General features: G+C 70.6%; 16 protein-coding genes. 13 read left to right on the forward strand and 3 right to left on the reverse strand.

All coding sequences use genetic code 11. The features are described from left to right. The first annotated feature begins 4 nt into the window (after window positions 1–4). The 3 genes from K343_RS0105135 (at window position 5) to K343_RS0105145 (ending at window position 5,002) form a co-directional block, all read left to right on the forward strand. On the forward strand, window positions 5–1,519 hold the full coding sequence (locus K343_RS0105135) for an aldehyde dehydrogenase family protein (protein WP_020648072.1): 1,515 nt from the start codon (window positions 5–7) through the stop codon (window positions 1,517–1,519). Continuing rightward, a complete protein-coding gene (locus tag K343_RS0105140; RefSeq protein WP_051277974.1) occupies window positions 1,516–3,240 on the forward strand; it encodes an AMP-binding protein in 1,725 nt (574 codons plus the stop codon). The genes K343_RS0105135 and K343_RS0105140 overlap by 4 nt, the downstream gene beginning before the upstream one ends. 70 nt (window positions 3,241–3,310) lie before the next feature. Then, complete coding sequence (locus K343_RS0105145; protein ID WP_028007136.1) at window positions 3,311–5,002, forward strand: AMP-binding protein; 1,692 nt, start codon at window positions 3,311–3,313, stop codon at window positions 5,000–5,002. A gap of 7 nt (window positions 5,003–5,009) precedes the next feature. Here the strand turns inward: K343_RS0105145 and K343_RS0105150 are convergent, their stop codons facing one another. The 3 genes from K343_RS0105150 to dtd form a co-directional block, all read right to left on the reverse strand. Next, entirely contained in the window at window positions 5,010–5,684 is a 675-nt protein-coding gene (locus K343_RS0105150) for a cytochrome b/b6 domain-containing protein (RefSeq protein ID WP_028007137.1), read from the reverse strand. A gap of 6 nt (window positions 5,685–5,690) precedes the next feature. Then, complete coding sequence (locus tag K343_RS21065; protein WP_051277975.1) at window positions 5,691–6,164, reverse strand: c-type cytochrome; 474 nt, start codon at window positions 6,162–6,164, stop codon at window positions 5,691–5,693. A gap of 88 nt (window positions 6,165–6,252) precedes the next feature. Next, a complete protein-coding gene (gene dtd / locus K343_RS0105160; RefSeq protein WP_028007138.1) occupies window positions 6,253–6,693 on the reverse strand; it encodes a D-aminoacyl-tRNA deacylase in 441 nt (146 codons plus the stop codon). Window positions 6,694–6,917: 224 nt separating this feature from the next. On the opposite strand from dtd, the gene K343_RS0105165 reads away from it, so the two are divergent. The 10 genes from K343_RS0105165 to K343_RS0105210 all read left to right on the forward strand — a co-directional run bounded on the left by K343_RS0105165 (window position 6,918) and on the right by K343_RS0105210 (window position 16,467). Beyond that, complete coding sequence (locus K343_RS0105165; RefSeq protein WP_028007139.1) at window positions 6,918–7,808, forward strand: lysophospholipid acyltransferase family protein; 891 nt, start codon at window positions 6,918–6,920, stop codon at window positions 7,806–7,808. A gap of 114 nt (window positions 7,809–7,922) precedes the next feature. Further along, complete coding sequence (locus K343_RS0105170; protein WP_028007140.1) at window positions 7,923–8,864, forward strand: ABC transporter ATP-binding protein; 942 nt, start codon at window positions 7,923–7,925, stop codon at window positions 8,862–8,864. A 67-nt stretch (window positions 8,865–8,931) separates the two neighbouring features. Continuing rightward, window positions 8,932–9,675, forward strand: a complete 744-nt coding sequence (locus K343_RS0105175; protein ID WP_028007141.1) for an ABC transporter permease — start codon at window positions 8,932–8,934, stop codon at window positions 9,673–9,675. Window positions 9,676–9,712: 37 nt separating this feature from the next. After that, on the forward strand, window positions 9,713–11,098 hold the full coding sequence (locus K343_RS0105180) for a GldG family protein (protein WP_028007142.1): 1,386 nt from the start codon (window positions 9,713–9,715) through the stop codon (window positions 11,096–11,098). 14 nt (window positions 11,099–11,112) lie between these two features. Further along, window positions 11,113–12,024: a DUF4340 domain-containing protein gene (locus K343_RS0105185; protein ID WP_028007143.1), complete on the forward strand. Its 912-nt coding sequence runs from the start codon at window positions 11,113–11,115 to the stop codon at window positions 12,022–12,024. A gap of 85 nt (window positions 12,025–12,109) precedes the next feature. Continuing rightward, window positions 12,110–12,928 (forward strand): bifunctional DNA-formamidopyrimidine glycosylase/DNA-(apurinic or apyrimidinic site) lyase, encoded by an 819-nt coding sequence (mutM, locus tag K343_RS0105190; protein ID WP_028007144.1) that lies wholly within the window; start codon window positions 12,110–12,112, stop codon window positions 12,926–12,928. Between the two features lie 23 nt (window positions 12,929–12,951). Further along, window positions 12,952–13,581, forward strand: a complete 630-nt coding sequence (locus K343_RS0105195) for a LysE family translocator (protein WP_028007145.1) — start codon at window positions 12,952–12,954, stop codon at window positions 13,579–13,581. Between the two features lie 4 nt (window positions 13,582–13,585). Beyond that, the gene (locus K343_RS23260; protein ID WP_028007146.1) at window positions 13,586–14,029 is read left to right on the forward strand and encodes a hypothetical protein; all 444 of its coding nucleotides are present in this window, start codon (window positions 13,586–13,588) and stop codon (window positions 14,027–14,029) included. Window positions 14,030–14,155: 126 nt separating this feature from the next. Further along, complete coding sequence (locus K343_RS0105205; protein ID WP_028007147.1) at window positions 14,156–15,292, forward strand: DUF1214 domain-containing protein; 1,137 nt, start codon at window positions 14,156–14,158, stop codon at window positions 15,290–15,292. Further along, window positions 15,289–16,467: a sulfotransferase family protein gene (locus K343_RS0105210; RefSeq protein ID WP_028007148.1), complete on the forward strand. Its 1,179-nt coding sequence runs from the start codon at window positions 15,289–15,291 to the stop codon at window positions 16,465–16,467. Before K343_RS0105205 ends, K343_RS0105210 begins: the two co-directional genes overlap by 4 nt. Window positions 16,468–16,696 lie beyond the last annotated feature (229 nt).

Here is a 16,696-nt window from a genome sequence, read left to right on the forward strand (position 1 = left end):
CACGATGAACATGATGACCGACGTCGCCAGCCTGCTCAGCCCCGGCGCCCGCGCCTTCCTCGACCGCCGCGAGCAGCGCATGCTGATCGGCGGCCGCTGGACCGACGCGCGCGACGGCGCGCGCTTCGACGTCATCAACCCGGCCGACGAATCGGTCGTCGCCACCGTGCCCGCGGCCGCGGCCGCCGACATCGAACTGGCAGTCGCCGCCGCGCGCCAGGCGCTCGAACACGGCGAATGGCCGCGCCTGCGCCCGGCGCAGCGCCAGCGCCTGCTGCTCAAGCTCGCCGACCTGATCGAACGCGACGCGCAGGTGCTCGCCGAAATCGAGTCGGTCGACAACGGCAAGTCGGCGGCGATCGCGCGCGCCGTCGACGTCACGCTGACCGTCGAGTTCTTCCGCTACATGGCCGGCTTCGCGACCAAGATCCACGGCGAGACGATCGACGTCTCGGTGCCGTACGCGCCGCCGGACGCCGAGTTCTTCGCCTACACGCGCCGCGAGCCGGTCGGCGTGGTCGCCGCCGTGGTGCCGTGGAACTTCCCGCTGCTGGTCGCGGCCTGGAAGCTGGCGCCGGCGCTGACCGCCGGCTGCACCGTGGTGCTCAAGCCGGCCGAGCAGACGCCGCTGTCGGCGCTGTATCTCGGCCAGCTGTTCGAGGAAGCGGGCTTCCCGGCCGGCGTCCTCAACATCGTCACCGGCGACGGCCCGTCGGCCGGCGCGCCGCTGGTCGCGCACCCGGGCATCCACAAGGTCAGCTTCACCGGCTCGACCGAGGTCGGCAAGCTGATCGGCAAGGCGGCGATGGACAACATGACGCGCGTGACGCTCGAACTCGGCGGCAAGTCGCCGATGATCGTGCTCGACGACTGCGATCCGGAAGTGGCCGCGCAGGGCGCCGCCAATGCGATCTTCTTCAACCACGGCCAGGTCTGCTGCGCCGGCTCGCGCCTGTACGTGCCGAAGAAGCTCTACGGCCGCGTCACCGAAGCGCTCGCCGGCCTCGCCGACGCGCTGCCGATGGGCCACGGCCTCGACCCGCAGACGCAGCTCGGACCGCTGGTCTCGCAGGAGCAGCTCGACCGCGTCTGCGGCTACATCGAGCTCGGCCGCCAGCAGGGCGCGCGCGTGCTCAGCGGCGGCGGCCGCGCCGAGCGCCGCGGCTACTTCGTCAAGCCGACCGTGTTCGCCAGCGACGACGAGTCGCTGCGCATCGTCCGCGAGGAAATCTTCGGGCCGGTGGTGGTGGCGATGCCGTACGAGGATCTCGACGAAGTCGCGGCGCGCGCCAACGACACGCCGTTCGGCCTCGGCGCCAGCATCTGGTCGAAGGATCTGTCGCGCGTGCAGCGCCTGGTGCCGAAGATCAAGGCCGGCACGGTCTGGGTCAACTGCCACAACATGCTCGACTGCGCGGTGCCGTTCGGCGGCTACAAGCTGTCCGGCTTCGGCCGCGACATGGGCCGCGCCTCGCTCGACGCCTACCTCGAAACCAAGTCGGTCTTCATGGCGGTATGACGATGGCTGCCCGCGACATCATCGCCGCGGACGCCCCCAGCCACGTGCGCGGCGCGGCGGCGCCGCCGCTGCTCGACCTCAGCATCGGCGCCGCGCTCGACGCGGCCGTCGCGCGCCACGGTGCGCGCGACGCGCTGGTGGTCCGCCAGCAGGGCATCCGCTGGACCTGGGCCGAGCTGCGCGAGCAGGTCGACACCGTCGCCGCGCGGCTGCTGGCGCTGGGCCTGGCGCCCGGCGACCGCGTCGGCATCTGGTCGCCGAACCGCGTCGAGTGGGTGCTCGCGCAGTTCGCGACCGCGCGCGCCGGCCTGATCCTGGTCAGCCTCAATCCCGCCTACCGGCGCCACGAGATCGAGTACGCGCTGAACAAGGTCGGCTGCCGCGCGCTGATCCTGGCGCCGGCGTTCAAGAGCAGCGACTACGCCGGCATGATCGCGGCGCTGGCACCGGAGCTGGCGCACTGCGCGCCCGGCGCGCTGCAGGCGGCGCGGCTGCCGGCGCTGCGCCTGGTCGTCTGCACGGCGCCGCAGCCGCCGCCGGGCATGCTGGCCTTCGCCGAGCTGCAGCGCGACGCCGGCGGCGCCGAGCGCGCGCAGCTGGCCGCGGCGGCGGCCGCGGTCGATCCGCGCGACGCGGTCAACATCCAGTTCACCTCGGGCACCACCGGCGCGCCGAAGGGCGCGACGCTGAGCCATCGCAACATCCTCAACAACGGCTACTGCGTCGGCCGCGCGATGCGCCTGAGCGAGCACGACCGCCTGTGCATCCCGGTGCCGCTGTACCACTGCTTCGGCATGGTGATGGGCAACCTCGCCTGCCTGACGCACGGCGCCTGCATGGTCTACCCGGGCGAGGGCTTCGATCCGCTCGCGGTGCTGCAGACCGTGCAGGACGAACGCTGCACCGCGCTGCACGGCGTGCCGACCATGTTCATCGCCGAGCTGGAACACCCGCGCTTCGCCGAGTTCGATTTGTCGAGCCTGCGCACCGGCATCATGGCCGGCGCGCCGTGCCCGGTCGAAGTGATGCGCAAGGTGATGGAACGCATGCACCTGCGCGAGATCACCATCGCCTACGGCATGACCGAGACTTCGCCGGTCAGCTTCCAGGGCGCCGTCGACGATCCGCTCGAGCGCCGCGTGTCGACTGTCGGCCGCGTGCAGCCGCATCTGGAAGCCAGGATCGTCGACGAGCGCGGCGCGATCGTGCCGCGCGGCACCAAGGGCGAGCTGCTGGTGCGCGGCTACTCGGTGATGCTCGGCTACTGGGACGACGACGAGAAGACGCGCGAGGCGGTCGACGCGGACGGCTGGATGCGGACCGGCGACCTCGGCGCGATCGACGCGGCCGGCTACTGCAGCATCCTCGGCCGCGCCAAGGACATGGTGATCCGCGGCGGCGAGAACATCTATCCGCGCGAGATCGAGGAGTTCCTCTACCGCCATCCGCAGATCCGCGACGTGCAGGTGGTCGGCGTGCCCGACCCGCGCTTCGGCGAGGAGCTGTGCGCCTGCGTCGTCGTGCAGCCGGGCGCGACGCTCGACGCGGAAGCGGTGCGCGCGTTCTGCCGCGACGAGATCGCGCCGTTCAAGGTGCCGCGCTACGTACTGCTGGTCGAGGAATTTCCGATGACGGTCACCGGCAAGATCCAGAAATTCATGCTGCGGCGCCTGGCGAGCGAGCGGCTCGGCCTGCAGGCGCCGGACGGCGGCGCGGCCTGAGCGCGGCGCGAGGCGCGTGCGCTATCTTCGCCAAGACTTCGCATCCACACATAACCGGGAGCCGGACACGATGACGGGTGGCGATGCATTCCTGCGGGCCCGCGACCAGCTGCTGGCGCTGCGCGAGGATTACGAAACCGCGGCGCGCGAGTTCCGCTGGCCGGCGCTGCCGGACTTCAACTGGGCGCTCGACTATTTCGACGTCGTCGCGCGCGACAACGACGCGCCGGCGCTGTGGCTGGTCGAGGAGGACGGCCGCGAGCTGAAGCTGTCGTGGCGGCAGATGGCGGCGCGCTCGAATCAGGTCGCCAACCATCTGCGCGCGCTCGGCGTGCGCCGCGGCGATCGCATCCTGGTGATGCTGCCGAACCACGTCGCGCTCTGGGAGACGATGCTGGCCGGCATGAAGCTCGGCGCGGTGCTGATTCCGGCCACGCTGCTGCTGTCGGGCGACGATCTCGCCGACCGCCTGCAGCGCGGCCACGCGCGCTTCGTGATCGCCGCCTCGGCCGAGACCGCCAAGTTCGCGCCCTATGCCGGGCAGTTCACCGGCCTGGCAGTCGGCGGCGCGGCCGCAGGCTGGCGGCCGTTCGAGGACGCCTACGCGGCGCCGGCGACGTTCGCCGCGGACGGCGCGACGCAGGCCGACGATCCGCTGCTGCTGTACTTCACCTCGGGCACCACCTCGAAGCCGAAGCTGGTGCTGCACACGCATCGCAGCTATCCGGTCGGCCACCTGTCGACGATGTACTGGCTGGGCCTGCAGCCCGGCGCGCTGCACTACAACATCAGCTCGCCGGGTTGGGCCAAGCACGCGTGGAGCTGCTTCTTCGCGCCGTGGACCGCCGGCGCGACGATCTTCATCTACAACTACAACCGCTTCGACGCGCGCGCCGTGCTCGACGTGCTGGTGCGCTGCGGCGTGAGCTCGCTGTGCGCGCCGCCGACCGTGTGGCGCATGCTCGTGCAGCAGGATCTCGGCGCCTGGCCGGTGCAGCTGCGCGCACTGATCGGCGCCGGCGAGCCGCTGAATCCGGAGATCATCGAGCGCGTGCGCCGCGCCTGGGGCCTGACGATCCGCGACGGCTACGGGCAGACCGAGACCACCGCGCAGATCGGCAATCCGCCGGGCCAGCCGCTGAAGACCGGCTCGATGGGCCGGCCGCTGCCGGGCTACCGCATCGCCCTGCTCGACGTCGACGGCCGGCCGGCCGACGAAGGCGAGATCGCGATCGCGCTGGAGCCGCGCCCGGCGGCGCTGATGCAGGGCTATCTCGACGATCCCGACAAGACCGCGGCGGTGATGCGCGACGGCTGGTACCGCACCGGCGACGTGGCGATGCGCGACGCCGACGGTTACTACACCTACGTCGGCCGCGCCGACGACGTGTTCAAGGCCTCCGACTACCGCATCAGCCCGTTCGAGCTGGAAAGCGCGCTGATCGAGCACCCGGCGATCGCCGAGGCCGCGGTCGTGCCGAGTCCCGACCCGCTGCGCCTGGCGGTGCCGAAAGCCTTCGTCGTGCTGCGCGAGGGTCACGTGCCGAGCCGCGAGCTGGCGCGCGACATCCTGCAGTTCGCGCGCCGGCGCCTGGCGCCGTACCAGCGCGTGCGCCGCATCGAGTTCTACGAGCTGCCGAAGACCATCTCCGGCAAGATCCGTCGCGTCGAGCTGCGCCGCCTCGAAAGCGCGGCGCGCGACGACGCGCGCCGGCCCGGCGAGTACTGGGAGCAGGACTTCCGCGAGCTCGGCGCCGACTAGCGAACGACTAGCCGAGCCCCAGCACGATCGCGACGACCAGCAGCGCGGCGCCGGCGAGGCCGAGCGCCGCTTTCCACAAGGGCGCGAAGCGCAGGCCGTCGGCAGCGCCGGGCGGCAGGCGCTTGCGCCCGCCGAGCATCGCCGCGACCAGGTTCTCGCGCCGGTAGACGGCGTAGAACACGATCGCGGCGACGTGCAGGCCGACCAGCGCCAGCAGAACGTCGAAGCAGAACTCGTGGAACTCGGCCGCCGCGCGGCCGGCCGAGAACGGCAGCCAGTGCGACAGCGGCCCCGATTCGAGGCCGTCGGTGTCGACCGCGAACAGGCCGCTGCCGGTCTGCGCGAGCAGCACCGCGAGCAGCGCGAGCACGCTCCAGCCGCCCATCGGGTTGTGCCCGGCGCTGATCGGCGCCGGCCGCGCGAACAGGCCGCGCGCATAGGCGGCGACCGCACGCGGACCGCGCACGAAGCCGCCGAAGCGGGCGCTGCTGCTGCCGGCGAAGCCCCAGTAGAGGCGGAACAGCAGCAGCGCCAGCACCGCATAACCGGAATAGCGATGCCAGCCCAGCTCGCCGTTCTCGCCGCTCCACCACGAGAACAGCACCAGCGCCAGCAGCGCCCAGTGCGTCAGCCGGACCGGCAGGTCCCAGAGACGCTGCGGCTTGAGTTCCGGGAGGACCACGGCGACTCAGTGGTCCTTGTTGCGGAACTGCTCGTGGCAGCCCTTGCAGGTCTTGCCGAGCTCGCCGACCTGCGTCGCGAACGCCGCGGCATCGTTGGCGCCGGCCGTCTCGGCGAGCTTGGCGGCGGCGGCGACGAAGGCTTCGCGCTTCTCGGCGAAGACTTCCGGCTGCTGCCAGATCTCGGGCTTGGCGCCGGTCTTGCGGCCGCTCTCCGGGCCCGAGCCGGCCGGGAACCAGTCCTTGAGCTGCGGCGCAGTCTCGTTGATCTTGCCCGCCGCGGCGGCGAGTTCCGGATTGAGGCTGCCGCCGCCCTTGAGCGTGTCGGCGATCTTCTTCATCGCGTCGCCCATCGCCTCGAAGCCTTCATGGCGCGCGTCCATCGCCTGCTTGACGGCGGGGTCGAGCGGCTTGCCGCCGCAGGCGGTGACGGCGAAGACCAGCATCGGGGCGGCGGCGAGGGCGAGGATCGGGCGTTTCATCGGGCGGTTTCCTTGGTGGGTTGTGCAGATGGGTGAAAGCTTGCGGCGGGATTGCATCATTTGTCTAGCAGATACCTGACTGCGATCTTCAGCGGGCCTCGAGCCAGAACGTCACCGGTCCGTCGTTGACGAGGGCGACCTGCATGTCGGCGCCGAAGCGGCCGCTGCCGACCTCGGCATGCGCGGCGCGCGCCAGTTCGACGAGCCGTGCGAACAGCGCGCGCGCCAGCGGCGGCGGCGCGGCGGTCGAAAAGCCGGGACGCGTGCCGCTGCGCGTATCGGCGGCGAGCGTGAACTGCGGCACCAGCAGCAGGCCGCCGCCGGTATCGCGCAACGAACGGTTCATGCGGCCCTCGCCGTCGGCGAACACACGATAGCCGAGCAGGCGTTCGAGCAGGCGCGCGGCGCTGGCTTCGCTGTCGTCCGGCTGCACGCCGACCAGCACCAGCAGGCCGGCGCCGATCGCGGCGACGCGCTCGCCGTCGACGCTCACCGATGCCTCGCGGACCCGCTGCAATAAACCGATCATGCGCTCTCCTGCGTGCCGACCTTCGATTTTCCTACAGCGCGCGCGCCCGGCGCACGCTGCCGCGGCGGGCGCGTCGGGCCTATGCTGGCGGGGCCGTCGCGCTCCCCGTGCGGCGGCTCCTTGGATTTCCATGCCTGGCCCCGCCCTTCACCGGGCGGGCCCTTCTTGCCGGGCCGCGCGCGCCGCTCGCAGCCGCTTCGCCGGCGACTTTACAATCGCGCGCCATGAAATCATGGCTCCACTCCCTGATCCGCGCGTCCGGCGCGGCGCCGCTGTGGCTGCTGCACGGCCTCGGCGGCGCCATCGGCGCCCTGCTGTGGCGCGTGCCGAACAAGCAGCGGCGGCTGACGCTGTGGCATCTCGAACGCTGCCTGCCGGAACTGGGCGCCGGCGAGCGCGAGCGCATCGCCCGCGCCAGCCTCGGCCACATGTTCAAGGCCGTGCTCGAAGCGCCCGCCTTGTGGTTCGGCAGCCGCCGCCGGCTCGCGCGCTGGCTCGCCGACCCGGCCGCCGCGCGTCAGGTCGAGGCGCTGCGCGCGCAGGACCGCGGCGTGATCTGGCTGTGCCCGCACATCGGCGCCTGGGAGCTGGCCGGACTGTTCTGCTCGGCGCACGGTCCGATGACCTCGCTCTACAAGCCGCAGAAGGGTGCGGTCGACGCCATCATGTACGATGGCCGCACGCGACTCGGCGCGCGGCTGGTGCCGACCACCGGCGCCGGCGTCAAGGCCCTGCTCGCCGCGCTCAGGAACAAGGAGATGATCGGCATCCTGCCGGACCACGACCCGCCGCGCGGCGCCGGCGTCTACGCACCGCTGTTCGGCATGACTGCGCATACGACCGAGCTGGTCACCAAGCTCGCCGCGCGCAGCGGCGCGCCGGTCTGGTTCTGCATCGCCGAGCGTCTGCCGCGCGGGCGCGGCTACCGCTTCCATCTGTCGCCGGCGCCGGCCGACATCGCCGATGCGCAAACCGGCGTGGCGGCGCTGAACCGCGGCGTCGAAGCGGTGATCCGGGCGCTGCCCGAGCAGTACTGGTGGGCCTATGAGCGCTATCGCCACCAGCCGGACGGACGGCCGAATCCGTACCGGCTCGCGGCGACGTCGAAAAGCTGACAATTTTGTAAGGCAAGGGAACTCCCGGCGCCGCCCGGCGGTCACTGGCTGCGATTTTGTGGCGCACCGCCAACTTCCGAAAAAGACCTTTCTCAAGGACACGAACGAAAACGCATGGACACAGAAGCGAACGAAGTCCTGATCGAAGCGCGCGGCCTGACGCGGCGCTACGGCCCGACGGTCGCCGTCAACCGGCTCGACCTGACATTGCGCAAGGGCGAGATCCTCGGCCTGCTCGGCCCGAACGGCGCCGGCAAGTCGACGACGATGAAGATGCTGACCGGCAACCTGGCGCCGAGCGACGGCGACGTCCGCATCAAGGGCGTGTCGATGCGCGAGCAGCCCAAGCTCGCGAAAAGCTCGCTCGGCTACCTGCCCGAGCAGCCGCCGGTCTATCCGGAACTGACGGTCGATGAATACCTCGGCTACTGCGCCGGCCTGCACGGCGTGGCGCGCAAGGACCTGGCCGATGCGCTGGCCTCGGCCAAGCGCGACTGCGGCCTCGCCGACGTCGGCCACCGCCTGGTCGGCAATCTGTCGAAGGGCTACCAGCAGCGCGTCGGCATCGCCCAGGCGATCATCCACCGCCCACCGGTGGTGATCCTCGACGAGCCGACGGTCGGCCTCGACCCGATCCAGATCCGCGAGATCCGCACGCTGATCGCCGAACTCGGCCGCAGCCACAGCGTGATCCTGTCGAGCCACATCCTGCCGGAGATCCAGGCGGTCTGCAGCCGCGTGATGATCATCGCCCGAGGGCTGGTGGTCTACAACGAGCCGATGGCGGCGACGCAGGGCGACGCCTCGGTCATCGCCGGCTTCAAGCGCGCGCCGCAGGCCGTGCAGCTCGCAGGCATCGATGGCGTCGACGGCGCCAGCCCGCTCGGCGACGACCGCTTCCTCGTCACCCCGCGCAAGGGTGCCGACCCGCGCGAGGCGATCGCCCGGGCCGCGGCGCAGAACGACTGGGGCCTGATCGAGCTGCACGCGCAGCAGCGCACGCTGGAGGAAATTTTCGTCGAGCTGACGTCCGGCGACCTGAGGGCCGCCGCATGAGCGCCGCACCGCACGCCGCCGTCAGCTTCGCCCGCACCCACCTTCGCTACGTCCAGGGCATCGTGTCATGACTGCCATTCTCAACATCGCGCGCACCGAATGGCGCCGCATCTTCCTGTCGCCGCTCGCCTGGGCGGTGCTCGCCGTCGTCCAGTTCATCACCGGCTTCGTCTTCATCAACCTGATCGCGCAGTACGCGGCGGCGTCCGCCGACGGCAGTGATCTCGGCGTCTCCGACGTCGTCGCCGGCTCGCTGTACGGCTTCGCCACGGTGCTGCTGCTGCTGATCATTCCGCTGATGACGATGCGGCTGTTCGCCGAAGAACGGAAGACCGGCAGCATCACGCTGCTGTTCTCGGCGCCGGTGTCGCTGACCGAGATCGTGCTCGGCAAGTTTCTCGGCGTGCTCGGCTTCATCGCCGTCGTGGTCGTGCTGATGGCGCTGATGCCGCTGTCGCTGGCGTGGTCGACCGACATGGACTGGGGCCGCGTCGCCGCCGGCCTGGTCGGTCTGTTCCTGCTGATGATGGCGTTCGCCGCGGCCGGCCTGTTCGTGTCGTCGCTGACGCGCGAGCCGACGATCGCCGCGGTCGCCAGCTTCGGCCTGCTGCTGGTGATCTGGCTGTCCAACATCCTCGCCTACAACGACAGCGTGCCGTTCAAGGAAGTCTTCAGCTACCTGTCGCTGATCGATCACTTCGAGAGCCTGCGCCGCGGCGTGTTCGCGACCGCCGACGTCGTCTACTACTTCCTGTTCTCGGCCCTGTTCCTGTGGCTGACGGTGCTGCGCCTCGACATCGAGCGCAACTAGACCGCCCGACGCCCACGAGACTCCCAAGAAGAAAGCCATGAAACAGAAGAAGCAAATCCTTGCGCAGCAGCTGTTCAACGGCCTGCTGATCCTCGCGGTGATCGTGCTGCTCGGCTTCCTGTCGGTGCGCTTCAAGGCCGACATCGACTGGACCGCCGGCAAGCGCAATACGCTGACCGCGGCGAGCGTCAAGCAGCTCGAATCGATGCCCGATCCGATCGTCTTCCACGTGTTCGCGCCGAGCGGCGCCGACACGCGCCATGCGATCGAGGCCGACCTCGAGCGCTACACGCGCGTCAAGAAGAACATCGAGCTCGACTTCATCGACCCGAGCGCCTCGCCGCAGAAGGTCCGCGAGTTCAACGTCAACTACGTCGGCCAGATCGTCGCCGAGTATCAGGGCCGCCGCGAGACGCTGAACGCGACGACCGAACCGGCGATCACCACCGCGCTGCAGCGCCTCGCCTACGGCGGCGAACAGTGGGTGGTGTTCCTCGAAGGCCACGGCGAGCGTTCCACCTCCGAGCCCGGCCCGACCTCGTTCAGCCGCTTCGCGCAGGCGCTGAAGGACAAGGGCCTCAAGGTCCAGGGCCTCAATCTGGTCAAGACGCCGAAGATCCCGGACAACACCAGCGTGCTGGTGATCGCCTCGCCGGCCTCGAAGCTGCTCGACGGCGAGGCGCAGATCGTCGCCGACTACGTCGCGCACGGCGGCAACGTGCTGTGGCTGGCCGATCCCAATTACGCGCCGGGCCTCGAGCCGCTCGCCAAGGAACTGGGCATCAGCTGGCAGAACGGCTACGCGATCTTCCCGGACTACCAGATCCTCGGCACCGGCCACCCCGGCTTCTTCGCCGCGATCGACTATCCGCCGAACCCGGTGACGCAGGGCCTGGACATGGTCACGCTGTTCCCGCTGGTGCGCTCGCTGGCGACCGCGCCGGCCGGCGACTGGAAGGCGCAGCCGCTGCTGAAAACCGGCGACTCGGCCTGGCTCGAAACCGGCGACATCAACGCCGGTGCCGTGCAGTTCGACGGCAACGACATCAAGGGCCCGCTGACGATCGGCGCGACGCTGACGCGCGACTACAAGCCGGCCGCTGCCGCCAAGCCCGACGCGAAGCAGGACGCCGCCCCGGAAGCGCAGGCGCACCCGCAGCGCGTCGCGCTGATCGGCGACGCCGACTTCCTGTCCGACGCCTATCTCGACCAGCTCGGCAACCAGCAGCTCGGCCTCAATCTCGTGCAGTGGCTGGCCAGCCGCGATGCGCAGCTGAACATCGACGTGCCGAAGGCGCCGGACCGCGCCCTGTACCTGCCGGGCTGGGCGACGCTGGCGATCGCCGGCGGCTTCATCGTGCTGCTGCCGCTGCTGCTGCTCGGCTACGGCGTGCTGCGCTGGGCCGTGCGCCGGCGCCGCTGACGCGGGAGAACGCGATGAACCGCATGCAGCTCAATGCCCTCCTCGTGCTGGTCGTCGCCGGCCTCGCCGCGGCGCTTTACTTCACGCAGAAGAAGGAAGACAAGGGCGCGCCGCTGACCACGCTGGCGGCCGACGCCGTGACCTCGATCCGCATCGAGCATCCGGGCCAGCCGACGATCCGCCTCGACAAGCAGGCCGGGCGCTGGCAGCTGACCGCGCCGGTGCAGGCCGCGACCGATCCGTTCGAAGTCGCCTCGCTGGTCAACCTCGCGACGCAGGAGACCAAGCGCAAGCTGCCGCTCGCCGAGGTCAAGCTCGGCGAGCTCAAGCTCGACCCGCCGCAGTTCAGCGTCACGCTGAACGACCAGAAGCTCGACTTCGGCGACATGGAACCGCTCGAATACCGTCGCTACGTGCGGGTCGGCGACGCGGTCGCGCTGATCGACGATCCGTCATCGACCGCCGTCGACGCCGACTACAGCGATCTGGTCGCCAAGGACCTGCTGCCGGCCGCCGCCGAACTGCAGAAGATCGAGGTGCCGGGGCTGACGGTCGCGCGCGCCGCCGACGGCAAGACCTGGACCGCGAATCCGGCCGCGGCCGACGCCTCGAGCGACGCGCTGGCCGCCTTCACCGAGGCCTGGCGCAAGGCGCGCGCAATGTGGAACGCGAAAATGCCGGCCGACGGCGGCCAGGGCGAGCCGATCACGCTGACGCTGAAGGACGGCGCCGCCGTACATCTCGTGCTGGTATCGCGAGAGCCACAGCTGATCCTCGACCGCCCCGACCTGAAGCTGCGCTACTCGCTGTCGAAGGCCGACGCCGACACGCTGCTGAAGCTGCCGGAAGCGCCGAAACCGGCGCCGACGGGCGATGCCGCCGGCGCCGCGACGCCAGCGCCCGCCGCCGCACCGGCCAAGCCCTGAACGACCCGTCGTTTCGTGAAACAATGCGGCCCGCCGATGCGGGCCGTCTTGTTTTTCGGGCCCGCGATCCGATTGACGATCCGCCATGCCCGAGCTTCCCGAAGTCGAAACCGTTCGCCGCGGCCTCGAGCCCTACGTCCGCGGCCGGCGCATCGCGCGCGTCACGGTGCGCGACGCGCGGCTGCGCTGGCCGGTGCCGGCAAGCCTGGCGCACGACGCCGCCGATCGCCGCATCGAACGCATCGCGCGGCGCGGCAAGTACCTGATCGTCACGCTCGATTCGGGCGACCGCATGATCTGGCACCTGGGCATGACCGGGCGCCTGCTGGTGCTCGACCCGGCGCAGCCACTGGTCAAGCACGATCACGTCGATTTCCTGCTCGACGGCGACACCCTGATCCGCTTCCACGACCCGCGCCGCTTCGGCGCCGTGCTGTGGTGGTCGCGCGACGAGAACGTCCACCCGCTGCTCGCCGGCATGGGGCCCGAGCCCTTCGATCCGGCTTTCGACGGCGACTACCTGTTCCGCAAGTCGCGCGGCCGCAGCGTCGCGGTGAAGAACTTCGTGATGGACGGCCACATCGTGGTCGGCGCCGGCAACATCTACGCCGCCGAAAGCCTGTTCCGCGCCGGCATCCGGCCGACGCGCCGCGCCGGCAGGCTGACGCGCGCCGACTGCGCGCGGCTCGCCGACAGGATTCGTGAAGTGCTCGCCGAGGCGATCGAACGCGGCGGCACCACGCTGCGCGACTTCGCCGGCGCCGACGGCGCGTCCGGCTATTTCCAGCAGGAACTGTCGGTCTACGGCCGCGACGGCGAGCCGTGCCGCGTCTGCGGCACCCTCATCAAGGGACTCGTGCTCGGCGGCCGCGCGTCCTGCTACTGTCCGCGGTGCCAGCGCTGAGCGCGCGTTCGAAGCATCCGCCCATGACTACGCTGCCCGCCTTGCTGCCCGCCCTGCTGATGTTCACCGCTGCCGCCGGCCTGCTGACGATCACGCCCGGCCTCGACACCCTGCTCGTGCTGCGCACGGCGATCGCCGAGGGCCCGCGCCGCGCGCTGCTCGCCGGCGCCGGCATCTGCGCCGGCTGCCTGCTCTGGGGTCTCGCCGTCGCGCTCGGCCTCGGCGCGCTGTTCGCAGTGTCGACACTGGCCTACGAGGCGCTGCGCCTCGCCGGCGCCGCCTACCTGCTGTGGCTCGGCGCACAGCTGCTGCTGCGGCCGCGCGCGGCGCTGCCGGTCGACGCCGCCGCGGCGCGGCGCGGCAACGGTTTCGCGCGCGGCCTGCTGACCAATCTGCTGAACCCCAAGGTCGGCGTGTTCTACGTCAGCTTCCTGCCGCAGTTCGTGCCGGCCGGCGTCGACGTCGTCGCCTTCAGCACGCTGCTCGCCGGCATTCACGCCGTTCTCGGCCTGATCTGGTTCGGCCTGCTGACGCTGGCGACCCGGCCGCTCGGCCGCTGGCTGGCGCGCCCGGCCGCGGTGCGCGCGCTGGACCGCGGCAGCGGCGGCGTGTTCGTGCTGTTCGGCCTCAAGCTCGCCGCGAGCCGGAGCTGAAACGATGGCACGTCCCTGGCCTCCGCTGCCGCGCAGCGGCCTCGATCTCGCCGGCCGCAACGCCTGCCGCTGGCTCGAAACGCTGGCGCTGCTCCATGTCGTCGGCGGACTCGCGCTGCCGTTCGTGGTGCTCTACGGCAACGCGCTCGATATCTGGCTGCCGGCGCCCGGCGACGCCACCGCGAGCGCGCGTTTCTGGATCGCCGCCTTCGGCCCGACGCTGGCGAGCTGGGGACTGCTCGCCTGGTTCCTCGTGCGGCGCGGCCTGCGCGAAGGCCGGCGCTGGGCCTGCGACGCGCTGATCTACGCCGTGCTCACCTGGCTGCCGCTCGATCTGGCGCTGTGCCTGAGCTTCGGCTTCACGCCGGGCCTGGTCGCCGACCTCGCCGCGGCGCTGGCGATGCTGCCGCCGCTGCTATGGCTGCGGCCGCGCCTGACGACGCACTGACGCCGCGCACACGCGCCGCGCGCGCGGCGCGCACAGCCTAGTTCAAACAGATGAAGTCGCTGCCTGGCGACGGTCCTACTGTCGATCGCTCAACGAGCGTAACGACCGAACGAGGAGAACCGGGCGATGAACAGCGACGAAAGCGCCGTGCGCGACGTGGTCTCGGGCGCGGTCTGGGATGAATTCTGCGAGGCGCTGAAACAGGCCGGCCGTCAGGTCCTGCGTCCCGAGGCGCCGGCCGACGCGCTCGACCGCGCCGAGGGCTGGCGCTATCTGACGCGGCTGCTGCGCATCGGTCTGGAGATGCACCTGGAATTCGCCGATGCCGATTTCCCGGGCTTCTTCCTGCCCTCGCACGAGACCGGCAAGATCGGCGCCGACAATCCGGACAACGCCTATCTCTTCGCCAAGATCAACGGCCGCCACGAGTACGTGATCCGCGGCACCCGCGGCAGCGTTTCGTACCTGTCGATCGGCACGCAGAAGGGCGGCTACGAAACCAACGGCAAGATGGAGCAGACCGGCTTCATCGACGCCAAGGATCTGCATCTGGGGCCGAACGGCGAGTTCGAGATTCGCGTCAGCGCCGAGCAGCCGGCGAGCGGCGACTGGCTGCGCATCGAGGCCGACAGCAACGCGGTGATCGTCCGCCAGACCTTCCTCGACCGCAAAACCGAGAAGCCGGCGCAGCTGACGATCGCGCGCACCGGCACCGACGCCCAGCCGGCACCGCTGTCGGCCGTGCGCCTGCAGGCCGGGCTGCGCAACGCCGCGCGCTTCGTCGACGGCACGGCGACGCTGTTCGCCAACTGGGCGCAGAGCTATCTGCCGCACGCCAACCAGCTGCCGCCGGCCGACCAGGCGCTGTGCCAGAGCGTCGGCGGTGATCCGAACATCTTCTACTACCACTCGTACTGGCAGCTCGCGCCCGACGAGGCGCTGGTGATCCGCCTGCCGCGCATCCCCGACTGCCGCTTCTGGAACCTGCAGATCAACAACTGGTGGATGGAGTCGCTCGACTACCGCTACCACCGCATCCACCTCAACAAGCACAGCGCGCAGCTCGCCGCCGATGGCAGCTGCACGATCGTGCTCGCGCACCGCGACCCGCAGCACGCCCCGACCCAGACCGTGAATTGGCTCGAAACCGCCGGCCATGAGCGCGGCACGATGTGCCTGCGCTGGGTCGGTGCGCACGAGCAGGTCCATCCCGTCACCACCGTCGTCAAGCACGACCAGCTCCACCAGACCCTCGCCGCATGAGCAACGCCACCACCCTCGTTCCCGACGAACTGATCGCCGATGCCCGCGCCGCCGCCGGCGGCCTGGCCGATTTCGGCGCACCGCCGCTGCGCCCGGCGCTCGACCGGCTCTGCGCCGCGCTCGACCAGGAAGCGAAGCTGTCCGACACCGGCCGCTACCTGCTGCGCCAGAAGATCGTCACGCAGCTGGCCAACCGCCTGCGCATCGAGGACGCCTTCGCCCGGCATCCGGAGATCGCGCAGGAGAAGATCGCGGCGCCGATCGTCATCGTCGGCCTGCCGCGCACCGGCACGACCAAGCTGCACCGGCTGCTGTCGCGCGACCCGCGCTTCTACTGGATGTCGTTCTGGGAATCGCAGTTCCCGGTGCCGTTCGACGGCGAGACGCTGGCCGAGCCGACGCTGCGCATCCAGGAAGGCCGCGCGCTGTGCGAGCTGATGACGACGGCGATGCCGAAGCTGGCGGCGATGCACCCGATGCACGCCGACGAGGCCGACGAGGAAGTGATGCTCACCGAGCACACGATGATGTCGGCCTACAACGCCTACGCCGACATTCCCGGCTACATGCAGTGGCTCGACGCGCAGGATCAGACGCCGGTCTACGAATTTCTGCGCCGCGGCCTGCAGTTCCTGCAGTGGCAGAAGCGCCAGCGCGGCGTCACGGCCGAACGCTGGGTGCTGAAGGCGCCGCACCACCTGCTGCGCATGCACCTGCTGCTGAAGGTGTTCCCGGGCGCGCAGGTGATCCTCACGCACCGCGATCCGCGCCAGAGCATTCCGTCGATTTCGAGCTTCATCCACACGCTGTGGTGCATCTACAGCGAACAGGCCAGCGCCGAGCGCGCCGGCCACGAGTGGAGCGCGCTGATGCGCCGAGCGCTCGATCACACCGACGCGGTGCGGCAGACGGCGCCGCGGCAGTTCTTCGACGTGCAGTTCCGCGACACCGTCAAGCGGCCGATGGACGTCGTCCGCGACATCTACGCCTGGCTCGGCCTGCCGCTGCCGGCCGACGCCGAACAGGCGATGCGCGCCTGGCTCGCCGCCGACGAGAAGTCGCATCAGGGCGGTCATCAGTACACGGCCGAGCAGTTCGGCTTGTCGGACGCCCAGCTCGACCGCGACTTTGCGGCGTATCGCGAACGCCACATCGACGCGCCGGCGACGGCCTGACGGCGAGCCGTCGCGCCGTCATTGCGGGAAGGATGAAGGCCGACGAAGCCATCCGGCGGGGCGCCGCGCTCGACCGGCGCACCCGGACAGCTTCGTCGCGGCGCCGCTCGCAATGACGGCTTGCTCGAAGCCACGCCGGCTCGTGCGAAAAGCAGTGCGCTTTATCGCCCCTGTCCGTGCACGCAGGGACAGGGGCCGCAAAGACAACAACGAAACCAGAGGAGCGTTC

This window comes from Solimonas flava DSM 18980 (assembly GCF_000426685.1).
GTDB lineage: Bacteria > Pseudomonadota > Gammaproteobacteria > Nevskiales > Nevskiaceae > Solimonas > Solimonas flava.